This is a genomic window from Amycolatopsis alba DSM 44262 (assembly GCF_000384215.1).
In the GTDB taxonomy this organism is placed as follows: Bacteria; Actinomycetota; Actinomycetes; order Mycobacteriales; family Pseudonocardiaceae; genus Amycolatopsis; species Amycolatopsis alba.
On the sequence record NZ_KB913032.1, the window covers coordinates 6,575,331 to 6,593,431 of the forward strand.

Annotated in this window: 19 protein-coding genes; 11 read left to right on the forward strand and 8 right to left on the reverse strand. The window is 68.9% G+C overall.

Going from position 1 to position 18,101, the window contains the following annotated elements:
• Positions 1 to 34: 34 nt before the first annotated feature.
• Positions 35 to 514: a MarR family winged helix-turn-helix transcriptional regulator gene (locus AMYAL_RS0130820; protein WP_020635136.1), complete on the reverse strand. Its 480-nt coding sequence runs from the start codon at positions 512 to 514 to the stop codon at positions 35 to 37.
• A gap of 156 nt (positions 515 to 670) precedes the next feature.
• On the opposite strand from AMYAL_RS0130820, the gene AMYAL_RS0130825 reads away from it, so the two are divergent.
• Genes AMYAL_RS0130825 through AMYAL_RS0130835 form a run of 3 tightly spaced genes read left to right on the forward strand, consistent with a single transcriptional unit; the run spans position 671 to position 3,330 of the window.
• A complete protein-coding gene (locus AMYAL_RS0130825; RefSeq protein ID WP_020635137.1) occupies positions 671 to 1,249 on the forward strand; it encodes an ArsR/SmtB family transcription factor in 579 nt (192 codons plus the stop codon).
• The gene (locus AMYAL_RS0130830) at positions 1,246 to 2,490 is read left to right on the forward strand and encodes an MFS transporter (protein ID WP_020635138.1); all 1,245 of its coding nucleotides are present in this window, start codon (positions 1,246 to 1,248) and stop codon (positions 2,488 to 2,490) included. The genes AMYAL_RS0130825 and AMYAL_RS0130830 overlap by 4 nt, the downstream gene beginning before the upstream one ends.
• Positions 2,491 to 2,505: 15 nt before the next feature.
• Positions 2,506 to 3,330, forward strand: a complete 825-nt coding sequence (locus AMYAL_RS0130835; protein ID WP_020635139.1) for a metallophosphoesterase family protein — start codon at positions 2,506 to 2,508, stop codon at positions 3,328 to 3,330.
• A gap of 172 nt (positions 3,331 to 3,502) precedes the next feature.
• Here the strand turns inward: AMYAL_RS0130835 and AMYAL_RS0130840 are convergent, their stop codons facing one another.
• The gene (locus tag AMYAL_RS0130840; protein WP_020635140.1) at positions 3,503 to 4,402 is read right to left on the reverse strand and encodes a PAC2 family protein; all 900 of its coding nucleotides are present in this window, start codon (positions 4,400 to 4,402) and stop codon (positions 3,503 to 3,505) included.
• A gap of 191 nt (positions 4,403 to 4,593) precedes the next feature.
• Here AMYAL_RS0130840 and AMYAL_RS0130845 point away from each other — a divergent pair, with 191 nt between their 5' ends.
• The 5 genes from AMYAL_RS0130845 to hisG all read left to right on the forward strand — a co-directional run bounded on the left by AMYAL_RS0130845 (position 4,594) and on the right by hisG (position 8,515).
• Positions 4,594 to 5,274, forward strand: a complete 681-nt coding sequence (locus tag AMYAL_RS0130845) for an HAD family hydrolase (protein ID WP_020635141.1) — start codon at positions 4,594 to 4,596, stop codon at positions 5,272 to 5,274.
• Between the two features lie 56 nt (positions 5,275 to 5,330).
• Positions 5,331 to 6,794 carry a DNA-3-methyladenine glycosylase 2 family protein gene (locus AMYAL_RS0130850; protein WP_020635142.1) on the forward strand — a complete coding sequence of 488 codons (1,464 nt, stop codon included), beginning with the start codon at positions 5,331 to 5,333 and terminating at the stop codon, positions 6,792 to 6,794.
• Positions 6,795 to 6,809: 15 nt separating this feature from the next.
• Entirely contained in the window at positions 6,810 to 7,301 is a 492-nt protein-coding gene (locus AMYAL_RS0130855; RefSeq protein ID WP_020635143.1) for a methylated-DNA--[protein]-cysteine S-methyltransferase, read from the forward strand.
• Between the two features lie 72 nt (positions 7,302 to 7,373).
• Positions 7,374 to 7,637: a phosphoribosyl-ATP diphosphatase gene (locus AMYAL_RS0130860; RefSeq protein ID WP_020635144.1), complete on the forward strand. Its 264-nt coding sequence runs from the start codon at positions 7,374 to 7,376 to the stop codon at positions 7,635 to 7,637.
• Between the two features lie 32 nt (positions 7,638 to 7,669).
• Complete coding sequence (gene hisG / locus AMYAL_RS0130865) at positions 7,670 to 8,515, forward strand: ATP phosphoribosyltransferase (protein WP_020635145.1); 846 nt, start codon at positions 7,670 to 7,672, stop codon at positions 8,513 to 8,515.
• A gap of 69 nt (positions 8,516 to 8,584) precedes the next feature.
• Here hisG and AMYAL_RS0130870 read toward each other — a convergent pair whose 3' ends face one another.
• The 3 genes from AMYAL_RS0130870 to AMYAL_RS0130880 form a co-directional block, all read right to left on the reverse strand.
• Positions 8,585 to 9,520 (reverse strand): ParA family protein, encoded by a 936-nt coding sequence (locus AMYAL_RS0130870; RefSeq protein WP_020635146.1) that lies wholly within the window; start codon positions 9,518 to 9,520, stop codon positions 8,585 to 8,587.
• Between the two features lie 67 nt (positions 9,521 to 9,587).
• Positions 9,588 to 10,373, reverse strand: coding sequence for a thioesterase family protein (locus AMYAL_RS0130875; RefSeq protein WP_020635147.1), 786 nt, complete (start codon positions 10,371 to 10,373; stop codon positions 9,588 to 9,590).
• 9 nt (positions 10,374 to 10,382) lie between these two features.
• The gene (locus AMYAL_RS0130880; RefSeq protein WP_020635148.1) at positions 10,383 to 11,276 is read right to left on the reverse strand and encodes a RecB family exonuclease; all 894 of its coding nucleotides are present in this window, start codon (positions 11,274 to 11,276) and stop codon (positions 10,383 to 10,385) included.
• Between the two features lie 128 nt (positions 11,277 to 11,404).
• Here AMYAL_RS0130880 and AMYAL_RS0130885 point away from each other — a divergent pair, with 128 nt between their 5' ends.
• On the forward strand, positions 11,405 to 12,556 hold the full coding sequence (locus AMYAL_RS0130885; RefSeq protein WP_051137570.1) for a M50 family metallopeptidase: 1,152 nt from the start codon (positions 11,405 to 11,407) through the stop codon (positions 12,554 to 12,556).
• 60 nt (positions 12,557 to 12,616) lie between these two features.
• On the forward strand, positions 12,617 to 13,441 hold the full coding sequence (locus AMYAL_RS0130890) for a tRNA (adenine-N1)-methyltransferase (RefSeq protein ID WP_007035384.1): 825 nt from the start codon (positions 12,617 to 12,619) through the stop codon (positions 13,439 to 13,441).
• 88 nt (positions 13,442 to 13,529) lie between these two features.
• On the opposite strand, the gene AMYAL_RS0130895 is transcribed toward AMYAL_RS0130890, so the two are convergent.
• Both AMYAL_RS0130895 and AMYAL_RS0130900 read right to left on the reverse strand, forming a co-directional pair.
• Positions 13,530 to 13,979 carry an MTB12 C-terminal domain-containing protein gene (locus AMYAL_RS0130895; RefSeq protein WP_051137571.1) on the reverse strand — a complete coding sequence of 150 codons (450 nt, stop codon included), beginning with the start codon at positions 13,977 to 13,979 and terminating at the stop codon, positions 13,530 to 13,532.
• 10 nt (positions 13,980 to 13,989) lie between these two features.
• Entirely contained in the window at positions 13,990 to 14,838 is an 849-nt protein-coding gene (locus tag AMYAL_RS0130900) for a hypothetical protein (protein ID WP_020635152.1), read from the reverse strand.
• Between the two features lie 363 nt (positions 14,839 to 15,201).
• Between AMYAL_RS0130900 and arc the strand changes: the two genes are divergently transcribed.
• Positions 15,202 to 17,004: a proteasome ATPase gene (gene arc / locus AMYAL_RS0130905; RefSeq protein WP_020635153.1), complete on the forward strand. Its 1,803-nt coding sequence runs from the start codon at positions 15,202 to 15,204 to the stop codon at positions 17,002 to 17,004.
• 52 nt (positions 17,005 to 17,056) lie between these two features.
• On the opposite strand, the gene AMYAL_RS0130910 is transcribed toward arc, so the two are convergent.
• Positions 17,057 to 17,968: a DMT family transporter gene (locus AMYAL_RS0130910; RefSeq protein ID WP_020635154.1), complete on the reverse strand. Its 912-nt coding sequence runs from the start codon at positions 17,966 to 17,968 to the stop codon at positions 17,057 to 17,059.
• Positions 17,969 to 18,101: the final 133 nt, after the last annotated feature.

Consider the following 18,101-nt stretch of genomic DNA (forward strand, 5'->3'; position numbering starts at 1 on the left):
ATGATGGGAGCAGTCTAACGCAACGGGTGTAGCGTTAGTCAACCCCCTCTTTTCGAGGCTCCGAGCGCAGCCGGGCTGCCTCTTGTTCGGCGAAGGCGCGCCCGTCGGTCAGGACGCCGAGAAGCGCGGCGAGCTGGCGCCGGTCGAGCCTGGCGAGCCGGTCGCCGAAGAAGCGGGCCACGGGGGAGTAGAGGTCCGCCACGTCGGCCAGCCGGTCGGGGAGCGGGCGGACCGCGAGCCGTCGGCGGTCGGCGGGATCGGGAGCGCGTTCGACCAGGCGCCGCGACTCCATGCGGTCGAGCATGCGGGTCACCGCGCCGGTGGTCATGCCGAGGGCGCGCGCCAGCTCGGTCGGTGAGGTCGCGGCACCGCTGATGACGAGCTGAAGCCCGTGCAGCTCGGTCGCGCTGATCCCGAGCCGTTCCGCCATGGCCGTCTGGAACAGAACGGTCGCGCTGACGAACCGGGGGATCTCCAAAGCCGCCGCGGTGGCGAGTTCTCGCTGGTCAGGCATGTGCTTCCTTCGTGCAGTAGCTGACTTGCGCAGTTACTGCGGTAGTCAGCAACTGTCTGGGCAAGGGTATCGGGAGGGGATGCTTGACATCTTCGAGGTCGCCTGTGAATCTGAAAGAGAACTTTCGAAAGACTTCTTTCAGATTGGATCGAGCCGATGACCGGGCTGTCGCCGCGCAAGCGGATCGAAGACGTCGAGCTGATGCGGGCGCTGGCGCATCCGTTGCGGTCGGCGCTGGTGGACCATCTGATGGCGGTCGGTCCGCGGACCGCGAGCGAATGCGCGAAGGCTGTCGGCTCGACCGCCTCGAACTGCAGCTGGCACCTGCGTCAGCTGGCCCAGCACGGCCTTGTGGAACGGGCCGAGGGGGAGGACGGGCGGGAGCGGCCCTGGCGGGCCTGTCAGGTCGGCATCGAGTTCGGCGACGATCCGGAGCTGCACGGGGCGCAGCTGGCGGTCGCGGGCACCGCGCTGGCGCGGGAGAAGGAGCTGACCGAGCGCTATCTCGACGCGTTCGACAGGCTCGACAAGGAATGGCAGGACGCGTCGGGTCTCAACGGCTACTCCCTGCGGGTGACCGCGGCGGAGCTGGACGAGCTCGTCCGGAGGATCGACGCGCTCGTGCGGCCTTACGTCAGCGCGATCCGCGAAGGTGTCCCCGAAGGAACCCTGCCGGTCCACTTGGGACTGCGGGCGTTCCCGCGCATCGACGCCGAAGGGAAGCCGAGCGCGTGAAACCGCTGAGAGAACCCGCTTTCGCGCGGCTGTGGATCGCCGCCTTCTTCTCCGAGACCGCCGAGTGGATGCTGCAGATCGCGCTGCCGGTGTTCGTTTTCAAAGCGACCGGTTCCGCCGCCACCACGGCGACGAGCATCGTGCTCGGCCTGGTGCCCGCCGTGCTGCTCAGCCCGGTCGCCGGCGTGCTCGCGGACCGCTGGAACCGGCGGCTGGTGCTGTGCGTGGTGTGCGCGGGGCAGGCGTTCGTGGCCCTGCCGTTGCTGTTCGTCGCGTCCGGCGGCCCGGTGTTCGTGATCTACGGCGTCATGGCCGCGCAGGCGGGCCTCGCCTCGTTGTTCGAGCCCGCCCGCAACGCGCTCGTGCCGGAACTGATCGCGCCGGACGAGCTGATCGGCGCCAACGGTCTCATGAGCATCAACGGCAGCGTCGCGCGTCTCGCCGGAGGGTGGGCGGGCGGCCTCCTGCTCGGTTTCGGCGGCCTGGGCTGGGTCGTGGTCGCGTATCTCGGCGTGCTGGTGATCGGCTCCGCCCTGCTGGCGCGCCCGTTCCGGCGGGCCGCCGCGCCGATCCCGGCTGGCCCGCACGAGCCGGTGCTGCGAGCCTGGCTCGACGGGCTCCGCGAGATCGGCCGCGAAGGGCGCCTTCGCCTCGCCGGTGTCGTCGTGGTGCTGACCTCGCTGGCGCAGGGAATGTTCCTGGTGCTGTTCGTGGTCTTCGTGCTCGACATCCTCAACGGCACCGAAGGCGACGTCGGTCTGCTGCGCGGTGTGCAGGCGCTCGGCGGGCTGGCCGCGGGATTCGCCGTCGCCACCGTCGCCCGCAAGGTCGCGCCCACCGCCCTGCTCGGCTGGGGCGGGCTCGCGCTCGGCCTGCTGTCGGCGGTGATCTGGAACCTGCCCGCGCTCACAGTGTCGCTGCCGCTGGGCGTCTTCATCGGGCTTTTCGGCCTGGTCGGCGCCCCAGGGGTGCTGGCGGGTTCCGGCCTGCTCTCACTGGTCCAGACGACCGCGTCGCCCGAGCGATCCGGCCGGGTCCTGAGCACCGTGTTCGCCGGGACCGCGGGGTTCACCGCGCTGGGCGCGCTGCTGGCGGGCGGGCTGGTGACCGTGCTGGGCACCGGTGTCCTGCTGAACGTGCAGGCGGGTCTGCACGTCGCCTCGGCGCTGACCGTGCTGGGCGTGTCGGCGTCGGGCCGCTTACGCCGTGATGCGATTTTGGCGGTTCGCCGGTCCGGGTGAAGCTACGGTGGAGGAGTGCCGCATCTCTTCGCCACCAGCGACCTCCACGTCACCCATGAGGGCAACGCCCCGATCGTCGACGAGGTCGTCCCCCGGACCCCCGACGACTGGCTGCTCGTGGCCGGTGACGTCGCCGAACGCGCCGAATCCGTGATCGGGGTGCTCAAGACCTTGCGTGAACGTTTCGCGAAGGTCGTCTGGGTGCCCGGAAACCACGAGCTGTGGACCACGCAGAAGGACGAATGTCAGCTGCGCGGCCAAGCACGCTACGAGCACCTGGTCGAGCGCTGCCGGGAGATCGACGTGCTCACCCCGGAGGACCCGTACCCGGTCTGGGAGCACCAGGAGAAACCGCTCACGATCGCCCCGCTGTTCGTGCTGTACGACTACAGCTGGCGGACCCCCTCGGCCGAGGGACTGCTGTTGCAGGCGGCCGTCGAGCAGGCGCGTGAGGCAGGCGTGCTGTGCACGGACGAGTTCTTCCTGCACCCCGACCCGTACCCCAGCCGGCAGGCCTGGTGCGCCGACCGGGTGAAGATCAGCACGGAGCGGCTGGAGGCGATCCCCGAGGACCACGGGACGGTCCTGATGTCGCACTGGCCACTGCACCGCCACCCGACCGCGCCGCTGTACTTCCCGGAGTTCGCGCTGTGGTGCGGGACGACCGAGACCGAGGACTGGCACCAGCGGTTCCGGGCCGAGGTCGCCGTCTACGGGCATTTGCACATCCCGCGCTCGACCGAGGCCGACGGGGTGCGGTTCGAGGAGGTGTCACTCGGCTATCCGCGTGAGTGGCGGAAGCGGGCGCGGGGGCCGATCCCGCTGCGGCGCATCTTCTAGCACCTCGTGAGTGTCTCGCGTCGGTGTCTTCGTGCTGGGTGGAAGGTCTGACGGGGGAAGATTCGGGACGTTGAACGTCCCGAATCTTCCCCGCTCGGCCGTCGCCCTTCGTCAGGTCAGGCGTCAGTAGGCAAATTACGGGTCCGCCCTCACCGCCTACGACACAGCGTTCTCAGCCCCGTCCGGGACCGTCCTGGCCGGGACGCCGTCGCCGCAGGTACCGCTCGAACTCGGCCGCGATCTTGTCCCCGCTCACGTCGTCCAGCGTGAACTCGCTTTCGGCGTCACCGCGCTCCTCGAGCCCGCGGACGTACTCGGTGATCTCCTCGTCCTCTTCGGCCATCTCGGTGACCGTCCGCTGCCACTCCTCGGCCTGCTCGGGAAGCGCGCCGAGCGGGATCTCGACGTCGAGGACGTCCTCGAGTTTGTGCAGCAGCGCCAGCGTGGCCTTGGGTGACGGCGGATGCGAGACGTAGTGCGGCACGGCCGCCCAGATCGACACCGCCGGCACACCCGCCTGCACGCAGTAGTCCTGCAGGACCCCGACGATGCCGGTCGGGCCCTGGTAGTTGTTCAGCTCCAGGCCGAACTGGGAAGCGGTGTCCTTGTCGTACGCCGTCCCGGTGACCGGAACGGGACGGGTGTGCGCGGTGTCGGCCAGCAGCGCGCCGAGGGTGACGACGGTGGCCACGTCCAGCTGCTGGATGTGCTCCAGCAGTTCGGCGCAGAAGGCACGCCAGCGCATGTTCGGTTCGGGACCTTGGACCAGCACGATGTCCCGGCTGAGGCCCTCCGGGCGGCACACCGAGAGCCGCGTGGTCGGCCAATCGACCCTTCGGGTGACGCCGTCCACCATCCGGACGGTCGGTCTGCTCACCTGGAAGTCGTAGTACTCGTCCGGACTCAGCTCGCTCAGCGGTGTCGCATCCCAGTTGAGCTGAAGATGCTCGACCGCCCGGCTGGCCGCGTCACCTGCGTCGTTCCATCCTTCGAAGGCGACGATCATGATCGGCTTGGTGTCATCCGGGTGGTCGCGGCCGGGCCGCTGGGTCTCGTCGACGGGCTCACTCACCGGACCAGCCTACGACCAGGCGGCCATTCACCGTTGAGCATGTCCGATCGCCTTCTCTCAGGGCGAACAGTGCAGAGCGGAGGCAAGGGGATATTTCAGGCAAGATGCCTCGACGTCGACGTGATCCGGTCTCGGCTACCGTGGGGTACGGAACGCGCGAATCGTGCACCACCCGATGCTGAGGGGGAACCGTGACCGAACCGTCCACACTGGACGGACTCGCCGCCGTGCTGTGGGATATGGACGGCACGCTGGTCGACTCGGAGAAGCTGTGGGACGTCGCCCTCTACGAGGCCGTCGAAACCCTCGGCGGCACGCTGAGCGAGGAGCAGCGCCTGAGCCTTGTCGGATCCAATATGGACGACACGGCCGCGTTCCTGCTGGAAGTGTGCGGCAAACCCGTCACGCGTGAGTCGATCGCGGAGATGGGGGAGTGGATCCGCAAGCGGACGGCCAACCTCTTCGACGGCCCGCTCCCGTGGCGTCCCGGCGCGCAGGAGCTGCTCGAACTGTTGCGCGCCAACGGCGTCCCGATGGCGCTGGTCACCTCCACCGAACGGTCGCTGACCGAACTCGCGCTCAACACCATCGGCCGCGAGTACTTCGCGGCCACCGTCTGCGGTGACGAGGTCGATGGTCTGAACAAACCGGACGCCAGGCCGTACCGGTTGGCGACGGAGCTGCTGGGAGTCCCGGCTTCCCGGTGCGTCGCGATCGAGGATTCGCCGCCGGGCGCGGCTTCCGCCGCCGCGGCGGGCTGCACGGTGGTGGTGATCCCGAACGACGTCGACGTCGAACCGGGGGAGCGGCGCGTGTTCCGTTCGTCGCTGGTCGGTCTCGACGTGCCCACGCTGACCGCGTTGCTGCCCTGACAGCCATGTCGCATTTCCGCTAGACCGCGCCCGGTGCGGTCGGTGATGCTTGCCGGGTGCATGAGGATTTCGAGCGCTGCGTACGGGCGGTCCAGGCGAAGGACGCCCGGTTCGACGGCTGGTTCTTCACGGCCGTCCTGACGACGCGGATCTACTGCCGGGCGAGTTGTCCCGTCGTCCCGCCCAAACCGCAGAACATGAGCTTCTACCCGAGCGCGGCGGCCGCGCAGGAGGCCGGGTTCCGCGCTTGTAAACGGTGCCGGCCGGACGCGAGCCCCGGTTCGCCGCAGTGGAACGAGCGCGCGGACCTGGTGGCCAGGGCGATGCGGCTGATCGCCGACGGCGTCGTCGACACCGGCGGCGTGAGCGAGCTGGCCGCCCGGCTCGGCTACAGCGTCCGGCAGGTCGAGCGGCATGTGCGGGCCGAACTCGGCGCGGGTCCGCTCAGTCTCGCCCGCGCGCAGCGAGCCCAGACGGCACGGCTGCTGATCGAGACGACCGGCCTGTCGATGATCGACGTCGCCCTCGCGGCGGGTTTCGGCAGCGTCCGGACCTTCAACGACACGGTCCGAGAGGTCTTCGCGCTGTCCCCGACCGAACTGCGGGCCCGTGTCCGCACCGCTCCGGCGACCGCGTCAGGGACGCTGAACCTGCGCCTGCCGTACCGGAAGCCGTTGTTCCCGGACAACCTCTTCGGGCATCTGGTCGCGACAGGCGTCCCCGGCGTCGAGGAATGGCGCGACGGCGCGTACCGCCGGACACTGCGGTTGCCGCACGGCCCCGCCGTCGTCGCGCTCAAGCCCGAAGACGGCCACATCGGCTGCCGGCTCACCCTGTCGGACCTGCGGGACCTCTCGACCGCGATCAGCCGCTGCCGCCGTCTGCTCGACCTCGATGCCGACCCGGTCGCGGTCGACGACGCCCTGGCCGCGGACAAGTTCCTCGGGCCGCTCGTGAGCGCCGCGCCCGGCAGGCGGGTGCCGAGGACGGTCGACGGCGACGAGTTCGCCGTCCGCGCCGTCCTCGGCCAGCAGGTGTCCACCGCCGCCGCCCGGACTCACGCCGCCCGGCTGGTCCTCGCGCACGGCGAGCCCGTCGACGATCCGGACGGCGGTCTCACCCATGTCTTCCCGGACGCCGCCGCGCTCGCGGAGATCGACCCGGAAAGCCTCGCGATGCCGCAGAGCCGCAAACGGACCCTGCTCGGCCTCGTCGCCGAACTGAACGACGGCGGACTCGACCTCGGTGCGGGCAGTGACTGGCAGCGAGCCAGGGAACGGCTGCACGCGCTGCCGGGTTTCGGTCCTTGGACCGTCGAGAGCATCGCGATGCGGTCGCTCGGCGACCCGGACGCCTTCCTGCCGACCGACCTCGGCGTCAAGGTCGCCGCGAAGGGGCTCGGGCTCACCCCTGCCGCGTTCGCCGCGCACGCCGAGCACTGGCGCCCGTGGCGCGCCTACGCCGTACAACACCTCTGGGCGACCGGAGATCACCCGATCAACCGGCTGCCCGCCGCCTGAGTTCCGAGGAGCGCCATGCGCACGCACACCGTCATCGACAGCCCTTACGACCGGTTGACCCTGGTCGCCGAGGGCGAGAGCCTCTGCGGTCTGTACATGGTCCAGCAGCGGCACCGCCCGGCCGAGGAGACCTTCGGCCATCCGGATCCGGGCGCGCCGATCTTCGTGGAGACCGAGAAACAGCTCAAGGAGTACTTCGCCGGTCAGCGGAAGGACTTCGACCTCTCGCTGAGCTTCGGAGGCACTGAATTCCAGCGGATGGTGTGGGAAGGGCTGCTCGGGATCCCATATGGCGAGACGGTCTCCTACGGCGAACTCGCCGACCGGCTCGGCAAGCCGTCCGCGTCCCGCGCGGTCGGGCTCGCGAACGGGAAGAACCCGATCGGCATCATCGTGCCGTGTCATCGCGTCATCGGCTCCAACGGCGATCTGACCGGCTACGGCGGTGGTGTCGAACGGAAGCGGCACCTGCTCGACTTCGAACGCGGAGGCTCGACGCTGTTCTGAGGTGTGACGCGAGCGGCAACACACCGGCCCGAGGCAGCGCGACGTGAGCGCGGATGGAAGGATCTCCAGACTGTGAAGACCTTCGATGAGCTGTTCGCCGAGCTTGCCGAGCGCGCCCGTACGCGCCCCGACGGTTCCGGCACCGTCGCCGCGCTGGACGCGGGAGTGCACGCACAGGGCAAGAAGGTGCTCGAAGAGGCGGGCGAAGTGTGGATCGCCGCCGAGCACGAATCCGACGACAGGCTCGCGGAGGAGATTTCACAGCTGCTGTACCGGTTGCAGGTACTCATGATCGGCCGTGGACTGTCGAAAGAGGACGTGTACCGGTACCTGTGACGCGTCCGCGTCCGGAGAACCAAGGAGAAGCAATGCTGCGTGTCGCCGTGCCGAACAAGGGAGCCCTCGCCGCCGCCGCGACGGAGATGCTCGGAGAGGCCGGCTACCGCAAGCGACATGAGGCCCGCGATCTGACCGTGCTGGACACGGTCAACGAGGTCGAGTTCTTCTTCCTGCGTCCCAAGGACATCGCGATCTACGTCGGGTCCGGCGAGCTGGATCTCGGCATCACCGGCCGCGACCTCGCGCTCGACTCCGGCGCCCCGGTGGAGGAGATCCTCGGCCTCGGCTTCGGCGGTTCCACCTTCCGGTATGCCGCACCAGCGGGCCGGGAGTGGAAGGCCGAGGACCTGCACGGCAAACGGCTCGCGACGTCGTACCCGCGGCTCGTGCGGGAGAACCTGAAGCAGCACGGGGTGGAGGCGGAGGTGATCCGCCTCGACGGCGCCGTCGAGATCTCGATCCAGCTCGGCGTGGCCGACGCGATCGCGGACGTCGTCGAGTCGGGGCGTTCGCTGCGCCAGCACAACCTCGTGGCCTTCGGGGACCCGATCTGCGTGTCGGAGGCGGTCCTGCTGCAGCGGGCGGGCACCGAGCACACCCGGCCCAAGGACCAGCTGAAGGCGCGGCTGCAGGGTGTCGTGTTCGCCCAGCACTACATGATGCTGGACTACGACTGCCCGCGTTCGCTGCTGGAAGCGGCCATCGCGATCACGCCGGGCCTCGAGTCGCCGACCGTCGCGCCGCTGGCGCACGAAGACTGGGTGGCCGTGCGGGCGATGGTGCCGCGCAAGGAGGTCAACCGGATCATGGACGAACTCGCCGAGACCGGCGCCAAGGCCGTCCTGGCCTCGGACATCCGGGCCTGTCGGCTGTAAGCCAATCGCGTGTGAAGGCCCCCTTCCCCTCAGCTCAGCCAAGGGAAGGGGGCCTTCACACGCTTGTTGCTAGCGGGGCCGGTTCGGCTTCTTGGGCATGAGGTCGTAGAGCCGTTTCCGCGCGCCGTTGTCGTTGGCGCTGCGGGTCACCGAGACCTCGGTGATGAAGTCCTCGAAGACGAACTCCTCGTCCGCGGGCACGATCGCCGGGGCGGGGTGGTTCTTCAGGTACCCGTCCAGCGTTTCCGCGATCTCCCGGAACGACAGGGCCTGCAGCGTTTCCGGCGCGTACGTCGTCACCGGCACCCCGTGCGCGGCCGCCTCGTTCATCACCACGCCGAGCGGGACGTGCGACAACATCGGGATCCCGAACCCGTACAGCTCCTGCAACGCGGCCGCCGCGTAATGCGAGACCGGGCGGCGGTACAGCCCTGGAACGAGGCCGTAGTAGGCGATCGGCGGACGGCCGACGGTCTGTTCGACGTAACGCACCTGGTCCGACAGCAGGCGCAACGCCCGGATGCTCGTCCGGTCCGGCTGCACCGGCACGAGGATCCCGTGCGAAGCGGCCAGCGCGTTGTTGGTCAGCACGTCGAGCGCGGGCGGGCAGTCGATGATGATGTGGTCGTAGTTCGCGAACTGGATGACCCTGGCCAGCTGCCAGCCGGGGACCCGGAACTGGTCCAGCCGCCGGATCAGGTCGAACATTCCCGGTGACGTCGGGATGACGTCGAAAGCGCCGCCCCGCCCGAGGTTGCTGCGTGGATGCGGAACGGCGAGCTCTTCGATCGGGCCCTTCCACACCTTGGTCAGGGCTTTGGCCAGGCTGGGCATGTTCGGTGCCACCTCGTCCAGCCCGAGGAGTTCGGTCGTCGCGTGGCCCTGTGGGTCGAGGTCGATCAGCAGCACCCGGCGTCCGCGTTCGGCCAGTGCGGCCGCCGCGCCCACGCTGAGTGAGGTCTTGCCGACCCCGCCTTTCTGGTTGACCACCGAGGTGATCTGCATGCCGAAGCGCTCCCTGCGTCTGTTGTTCCAGGAAGGTTATTGGAAACACGCCGAGAAAGCGCGTCTATCAGCCCGCCTGTCGCGGTCGCACCAGGAGAGCCTGTGCTCCGGACGCTATCCGGCCGGACGCGTCGTGCAGCGTGGTGGTCGCCGTGCCGACGCCGTTCGGGCCGATCAGGGTGGCCGCGTCGACGCCGATCCAGTCGCCCAGCGGCGGGCGGCGGAGGTGCACGGTCAGCTCGGAGTTGATGAACCACCACTCGCGCGGGTCGAGAAAGTTCGAAATCCCGTTGCCGGAGTCCGCCAGGACGAACAGCCGCTGCAGCGCGCTCGGCTTCTCCCCGTCCACGAGGGCGACGCGCTGACGGCCCCAGACCGTCGCCGGACCGGGTTCGTCCAGCGCGCCCCGGACGCGCCGCCACTCGACCGCGTCGAGGTAGCCGCCGTGCCAGCCCTCCGGCCAGTTCGACGTCGGGAGACCGTCCGGCGAAGGCAGCGCGGGACCCTCCGCCGTCGCCACGGTGGTCGTGTCCGAGGTCGCGATGCGCCAAGCCGAGGCACGGGCGACGACCCGCTCCCCGTGGGAGAGCTCCGCTTCCAGCCACTCGACCGACCGGCCCGGTCGCTCCACCCAGGCCCGGACCGAAAGCTCCTTCAGCGGGGCGGGCCCGAGGATCTCGATCGTGACCCGTGCCAGCTGGCTCGCGTGTGGCGCTTCGACCTCTTCGAGCGCGCGGACCAGCAACGCCGAGGGCGGCCCGAAGTGCTGCGCGTCCGGGGTCCACGGGCCGGCGGTGTGCTGTGTCGGTAGGAACCGGCCCTCGTCTGACGGTACGTAGAAGGCTTCTGTCACACAGGTACCCTAGTCCGCGCGGTCCAATACGGACTCCTCGCCGGGATCCGGCTCCGGCCAGCCGGGATAGGGCGGGGGAGTGCCGCCGTACTGCGGGCACAGCGCCTGGTGATCGCACCACGCGCACAGTTTGCTCGGATTGGGCCGGAAATCGCCGGTCTTGCCCGCTTTGAGGATCGCCTGCCAGATCGCCTCCAGCGTGCGCTCGAAGCGGATCAGCTCGCCCTCGTCGGGGGTGTACGCGAGTGACTGGCCATCGGTGAGGTACATCAGTTTCAGCTGGCGCGGCACGACACCGCGAAGCCGCCAGAGGACCACGGCGTAGAACTTCATCTGGAACATCGCCTTGGCCTCGCCGATCTCGCGGGGCGCGGCGCCGGTCTTGTAGTCGACGACGCGGATCTCGCCGGTCGGCGCCACGTCCAGCCTGTCGACGTAGCCCCGCAGCAGTACCCCGGAGCCCAGTTCGATCTCGACGTGCAGCTCACACGCTTCGGGTTCCAGACGGCTCGGATCCTCGAGGCCGAAGTAGGTGTCGACGAGCTGCTCGGCCGACGAGAGCCACGAGGTGACGGCCTCGGGATCCTCCTGATCGAACAGCTCGATCCACTCCGGACGTTCCGCGGACAGGTCCTCCCACGCCGGCGCGAGCAGCTCCTTGGCCTGCGGAGGGGTGCGATCGGCTTGCGGGAGGGAGAACAGGCGCTCCAGCACGGAATGCACCAGCGTGCCTCGAAGCTGGGCCTTCGTCGGGATCTCGGGCAGTCTGTCGACTGCGCGGAAGCGGTAGAGCAGCGGGCACTGCTTGAAGTCGCTGGCACGCGACGGGGACAGGGCCGGCCGACGGCGCGGGACTTCGGCGCCGGGCGGCGGATCGGCGGTGACCGTGTCGGTGTCGGGCATGGATGAAGCGTATCGCCGGGCACCGACAGTTTCGGGACCGCAACGCACCGGAGCGGCATGACCGACACCACCCGGACGGGAAGGGCGGGTCACCCGCACCCCACACCTGGGCATCTACGCTCTGACACATGGCGGTGACAGGTGAGCACGGCCCGCCTCGACGAGGCGTGGCACCGGAGGGCGGGCTCCTGCTGTTCCGCGTCTCCGGGATCCCCGTGCTGCTCGCCCCTTCCTGGTGGATCGGCTCCCTGATCATCGTGGTGCTCTACACGCCGCTGGTCGGACGGCTGCTGCCCGGCGCGACGACGCTGACCTCGTGGCTGCTGGCGGCCGCGTTCGCGGTCCTTCTGGGACTCTCGGTGCTCGCGCATGAACTCGGGCACTGTCTGGTGGCGCTGCGGCTCGGTATCCCCGTCCGGCGTCTGCGCCTGTTCCTGCTCGGTGGCCTTTCCGAGGTCGCGAGAACTCCCCGCCAGCCGCGCCAGGAAGGCCTCGTCGCCGCTGCGGGGCCGGTGGTTTCGTTGCTGCTCGGGGCTTTTTGCGGTCTGCTCATGTTCGCCGTCCCGGCGGAGAGCGCGGCATGGCTGCTCATCGCCGAATGCGCCGTCGCGAACTTCGCCGTCGGGCTCTTCAACCTCCTTCCAGGGCTTCCGCTCGACGGCGGGCGCTTGGTGCGCGCCGGGGTCTGGGCGGCCACCGGCCACCGGGAGAAGGGCACGCGGGCGGCGGTCGTCGGTGGCGGTGTCGTCGCGGCGGGACTGGTCTTCTGGGCGCTGTGGGGACTGATGGCGGGCAGCGAGGACCGCTGGCTCCGGCTCGGCGTCTGCGTCGTGACAGCGTGGTTCGTGATCCTCGGCGCGCGAAGCGAACTCGCCGCCGAAACACGCCGGGGGTGGCCCGAAGGGGTGCGGCTGAGCGAGCTCGTCCGGCCCGTTCTCCAGCTTCCCGCGGAAAGCCCCGTTTCGGACGCGCTGGCCGCTTCGGCAGGCCGCGGGGTGGTCCTGGTGCGTGCCGACGGCGTCGCGGCCGGACTGCTCGACGAGACGGCCGCCGCGCACCTGGCCGGAACGTCGCCGAACGCGCCCGCGGAGATGGCCGCGGAGCCGATCCGGGCCGACACCGTGCTGCTTTCCTCGGAGTCGGGGGAGGAGATCGCCGAGCGGGTCCGGGAAACCGCCGCCTGGCAGTTCCTCGTGGTGGACGACGAAGGCAGGCCCGCCGGCGTCCTCCGGCGCGAAGACCTGCGCGCCGCGATGACCCGCAGCCGACCCCCGGCGTAGCGCGGTCCGGCCACCTGCGAGGATCGGTCGTCGATCAGTGTCTGTGCGTATGGAGGTTCAGTGTCGGTCCGTGGGCCGTTTCGTGTTGGTGACCGGGTTCAGCTGACCGACTCCAAGGGGCGGCACTACACCATGGTGCTCGCCGAGGGACAGCAGTATCACACCCATCGCGGCGCACTGGCGCATGACGACGTGATCGGGGCGCAGGAGGGTTCGGTCGTCACTTCGGCAGGCGGCAGCCACTATCTGGCCTTGCGTCCGCTGCTGCCGGACTACGTGCTTTCGATGCCGCGCGGCGCTCAGGTGATCTACCCGAAGGACGCCGCGCAGATCGTGATGTGGGGCGACATCTTCCCCGGCGCGCGGGTGCTCGAGGCGGGCGCCGGTTCCGGTGCGCTGACCTGTTCGCTGCTGAGGGCCGTAGGCTCGGAAGGCACCGTGCAGTCGTACGAGATCCGGGACGACCACGCCGAACACGCCGAACGGAACGTGGAGAAGTTCTTCGGCCACAAACCGGACAATTGGTCGCTGACGGTCGCGGACCTGTCGACGCACACCGGCGAAGTCGACCGTGTCGTCCTCGACATGCTCGCGCCCTGGGACCAGCTTGAGACGGTCGCCGCGCATCTGGTGCCCGGCGGCGTGCTCACGGTCTACGTTGCGACGGTCACGCAGCTTTCGCGGATCACCGAAGCCTTGCGGGATCAGCAGTGCTGGACCGAGCCGGAATCGTGGGAGACCCTCATGCGGCCTTGGCACGTCGTGAGTCTCGCGGTCCGGCCGGATCACCGGATGGTCGCGCACACCGCGTTCCTGCTGACGGCGCGCCGTCTGGCCGACGGCACGGTCTCGCCGCGGGTCCACCGCCGCTCCGGCAAAGGCTGACCCGGCCGAGAGCTGCCCTGGTTCGAAGTCCGTGAAGGCCTCCTTGAGGGACTCAGAGTCCCTCAAGGAGGCCTTCACGGACTTGAAGTCACGGCACGCACCACTTGCCATCGCGCTTCTTGAGCGGGAAGGGCGTGTCCTTCTGGCCGCCGGCGCCCTCGACGTGCACGGTCACGGTGGCGGAGTCGCCGCCGACCGACGGCGGGCCGGGGACCGTCGCGGACACCTTGCCCGCCGCCTCCCACTTCCGCTTGAGCGCGGCCAGATCGGCCGACGACTGCTGGACGCAGGTGAGCTTGCCGAACGCCGTCGCGTCGTGGTTGACGATGGCCGCGGCGATCGCCTTGCCGACCACCTCGACCGCCGCCACGTCCGGATCCACCGGGACCGGACGGGACGAACCAGGCCACGACGTGGGTGTCACCGAGTCCGGCGCGGCGGGGTCGGAACCGGACGGGGCCACCAGAAGCAGCCCCACCACGATCCCGGCCACCACCGCGCCGCATCCGGCGAGAACGGCGATCAGCCTGCTGGACACCGGTTCCTGATCAGCGCTTCGCGCCGGTGAAGCACCAGAGGTCGGATTCCTTCTTGAAGTTGAGGACTCCCGTTTCGGTCTTGCCGTTCGTGGTGGCCGTGATCGGCAGCTTCGCGGTGTCCCCGCTGGTCGCGAGGTCCCCGGACTTCGTGAGCTTGAGGTCCTTGGCGATCGAGATGTCGTCCTTGGTGTTCACACTGCGGCAGGCCGACTGCGCGACGGTCTTGCCGTCGCCCGTGTTGTATGCGTTGAACACGGCCTCCGAGACCTCTTCCGGCGTCGCCTTGCCCAGCGGGGCCGGGCCCGACCCCTTGGGTGTCGACGACGTGCTCGGCGAGCTGGACTTGCTCCGGGTCGAGGACGTGGACGGCTTCGAAGACGACGACGAACCGGTCGGGGCCGCGCTGCTCGAACTGGCAGGGGGCGCCGCGGTCTTGTTGTCGTCGCCCGAGTTCAGCGCGATGACGAGAGCGGTGACACCGCCACCGACCAGCACGACCGCGCCGATCGCGATCCCGACGATCAGTCCGGTCTTCTTTTTCTTGGGCGGCTCGCCTCCGTAGCCGCCGCCTTCCGGCGGGTAGGCGTTGTAGCCACCCTGCTGCTGTCCGTACGGATCCGCCTGGCCGAACTGCTGCGTGGCACCGGGGTATCCCTGCTGCGGCTGGGGGCCGCTCTGCGGGTAGCCGCCCTGCTGCTGGCCGTACGGGTCCTGCCCGTACTGACCGGGCTGCTGCTGGCCGTACTGGCCGCCACCGGGGTATCCCTGCTGCGGCTGGGGACCGCTCTGCGGGTACCCGCCCTGCTGGCCGTACGGATCCTGTCCGTAGCCGCCGGGCTGTTGCGGCGGGTAAGTCATGGCTGTTGCCCCCTAGCTGTTCTGCGAAAATGCTCAACACGACCTGCCGGTCCGCCTCCCCGGCGAACGTCGGCCCGATGCTAGCCACCGAGCCGGATCGCCGCTCGATTAGGGCCGAACTGATACCGGAAACCCGTTTGCACCCGGACGGAGCCGGGTATCCCGCCGCAGGTCAGGGTAGGTGGACGGATTGTGACCATGAGAGTGCCGGACCCGGCACCGGGATGGCCTCTTGCGCGGCCTGAACGTACGTGCTGTCAGGTCGTCCGGAACGCGACGCGCCGATCTTGTGATGCGGAAAGGCCTTTTATTGTCGGTGATCGCCGGTACCGTGGAATGAAAAGCACTCCGAGGAGGTGCCCAATGCATCATGACCTTCCCGGAGGTCGGCGCGAGGAGGCCGACCCTTCAGAAACGACCGGAGCTGGAACCACGTCCGACGAGCAGGCACGTCAAATTCGCTTCCTCGAGGAGGAAGTCGCCCTGCTGCGCCGGAAGCTCACCGATTCGCCACGTCAGAACCGAGTGCTGGAGCAGCGACTCGCCGAGGCGTCGGAACGCGTGAGCCAACTCACGGAACGCAACACAAAACTGGTCGAGACGCTCCGCGAGGCGCGTGGCCAGTTGCTCGCGTTGCGAGAGGAGGTCGACAGGCTGGCCCAGCCTCCGAGCGGTTACGGCGTGTTCGTGACCGCGTACGAGGACAACACGGTGGACGTGTTCACCGCGGGCCGCAAGATGCGGGTTTCGGTCTCACCCGCGGTCGAGGTCTCGTCGCTGCAGCGCGGACAGGCGTTGCGGCTCAACGAGGCGCTCACCGTCGTCGAAGGCGGTGACTTCGAGAAGATCGGCGAGGTCTGCGCGCTGCGCGAGGTGCTGGCCCCGGACGTCGAGGGCGGCAGTCCCCGTGCGCTCGTGGTCGGGCACGCGGACGAGGAGCGGGTCGTCCTGCTCTCCGATCCGCTGGCCGAACAGCCCCTCAAGCCGGGTGATTCCCTGCTGGTCGACTCGAAAGCCGGGTACGCCTATGAGCGCGTGCCGAAGGCGGAGGTCGAGGATCTCGTGCTGGAGGAGGTGCCCGACGTCCGCTACGAGGACATCGGTGGCCTGACCCGGCAGATCGAGCAGATCCGCGACGCCGTCGAGCTTCCGTTCCTGCACGCTGATCTCTACCAGGAGTACCAGCTGCGCCCGCCCAAGGGCGTGCTGCTCTACGGGCCTCCTGGCTGCGGTAAGACCCTCATCGCCAAGGCGGTGGCCAACTCGCTCGCCAAGAAGGTCGCGGAAGCACGCGGCGACGCGGCGGACGGGAAGTCCTACTTCCTGAACATCAAGGGTCCGGAGCTGTTGAACAAGTTCGTCGGGGAGACCGAGCGGCATATCCGCCTGATCTTCCAGCGGGCTCGGGAAAAGGCCTCCGAGGGCACCCCGGTGATCGTGTTCTTCGACGAGATGGACTCGATCTTCCGCACCCGCGGTTCGGGCGTGTCCTCCGACGTGGAGACCACGATCGTCCCGCAGCTGCTCTCGGAGATCGACGGTGTCGAGGGCCTGGAGAACGTCATCGTCATCGGCGCCTCCAACCGTGAAGACATGATCGACCCGGCGATCCTGCGGCCGGGCCGGCTCGACGTCAAGATCAAGATCGAGCGTCCGGACGCCGAAGGCGCGAAGGACATCTTCTCCAAGTACCTGTCCGACGGTCTGCCGATCCATTCGGACGACCTCGCCGAGTTCGGCGGCGATGTGCGGGCGACGTTCGACGCGATGATCCAGCACACGGTCGAGCGGATGTACGAGGAGACGGACGAGAACCGGTTCCTCGAGGTCACCTACGCCAACGGTGACAAGGAGGTCCTGTACTTCCGTGACTTCAACTCGGGCGCGATGATCCAGAACATCGTGGACCGGGCGAAGAAGTCGGCCATCAAGTCCGTGCTGGAGACCAAGCAGCCCGGCCTGCGCGTGCAGCACCTGCTGGACGCGATCGTCGACGAGTTCGCGGAGAACGAGGATCTGCCCAACACCACCAACCCGGACGACTGGGCCCGGATCTCCGGCAAGAAGGGCGAGCGGATCGTCTACATCCGCACGCTCGTCACCGGCAAGAACCAGGATTCGGGACGGGCGATAGACACCGCCACGAACACCGGTCAGTACCTGTAAGAGCAAGCCGAAGGGCCCTTCGCCGCAGGACACGCGGTGAAGGGCCCTTCGGCTATGCGGCTACGGCTTCCTCGACCTTCTTGCGCGGGCTCAGTCGCCCGTGCGCGGCCAGGATCCCGAGAACGACGAGCAACGCGCCGACGGGCTGATTCCACGCCAACGGTTCGTCGAGGACCAGGACGCCGAGCAGCACTCCGACGACGGGTGTGAGGTAGGTCACCGCCGACGCGTTCGACGCGCCCCACGCGGCGATGATCGACGCGTTCCAGGCGTACGCGAGCCCGGTGCCCAGCGCCCCGAGCGCGATCATGCTGAGGACGATCGTCGTGTCGAGGTGTACCGGTGTCGTCGCGATGAACGGCGCGAGCACCAGCATCACGACGGCGCCACAGCTGACCTGCCCGAGCGCGATGGTCGGCGCGTCCAGGTTCCGCCAGGAGATGAACCGCCGCACGTAGACGAACGAGATCCCGTAGCAGGTCGTCGCGCCGAGGCACGCCAGTTGCGCGGTCAGTTCGTGAGAGACGTCGATCCCTTGCCAGACCCCGACGATGGTGAGCACGCCGAGGAAGCCGAGGATGAGGCCGCTCGTCCTGGCCTTCGTGAACCGCTCGGACGGCAGGGCGGCCGCGGCGATGAGCATGGTGATCAGCGGCGTCGTCGCGTTGAAGATGCTGGCGAGCCCGGAGGAGATGTACTGCTCCGCCCAGGAGAACAGCAGGAACGGGATGACGCACAGCAGCACGGAGACGACCGCGAGATGGCCCCAGACGGCCGGATCGCGGGGGAGCGGTTTACGACGCCAGGCCGCGATGACGATCAGCGCCACCGCGCCGAGGCAGACACGGGAAAGCGCCACCTGGGCGGGCGACAAACCGGTGAGGCCGATTTTGATGAACAGAAAACTCGCGCCCCATACGATCGCGAGTGCCGCGAATCGGATCGCGATACCGAAACGTCCCAATTGTCCTTCTCTCGAGTTCCTGACTTCGAGCCCAGTGAATCGGGAATCCACTTTGCGCTCCAGCGGTTTTCGGACGATGTGTTCAAGGCCTCGCGCGTGGCGGTACGCCGTGTCGGGCGTATAACGACCTATA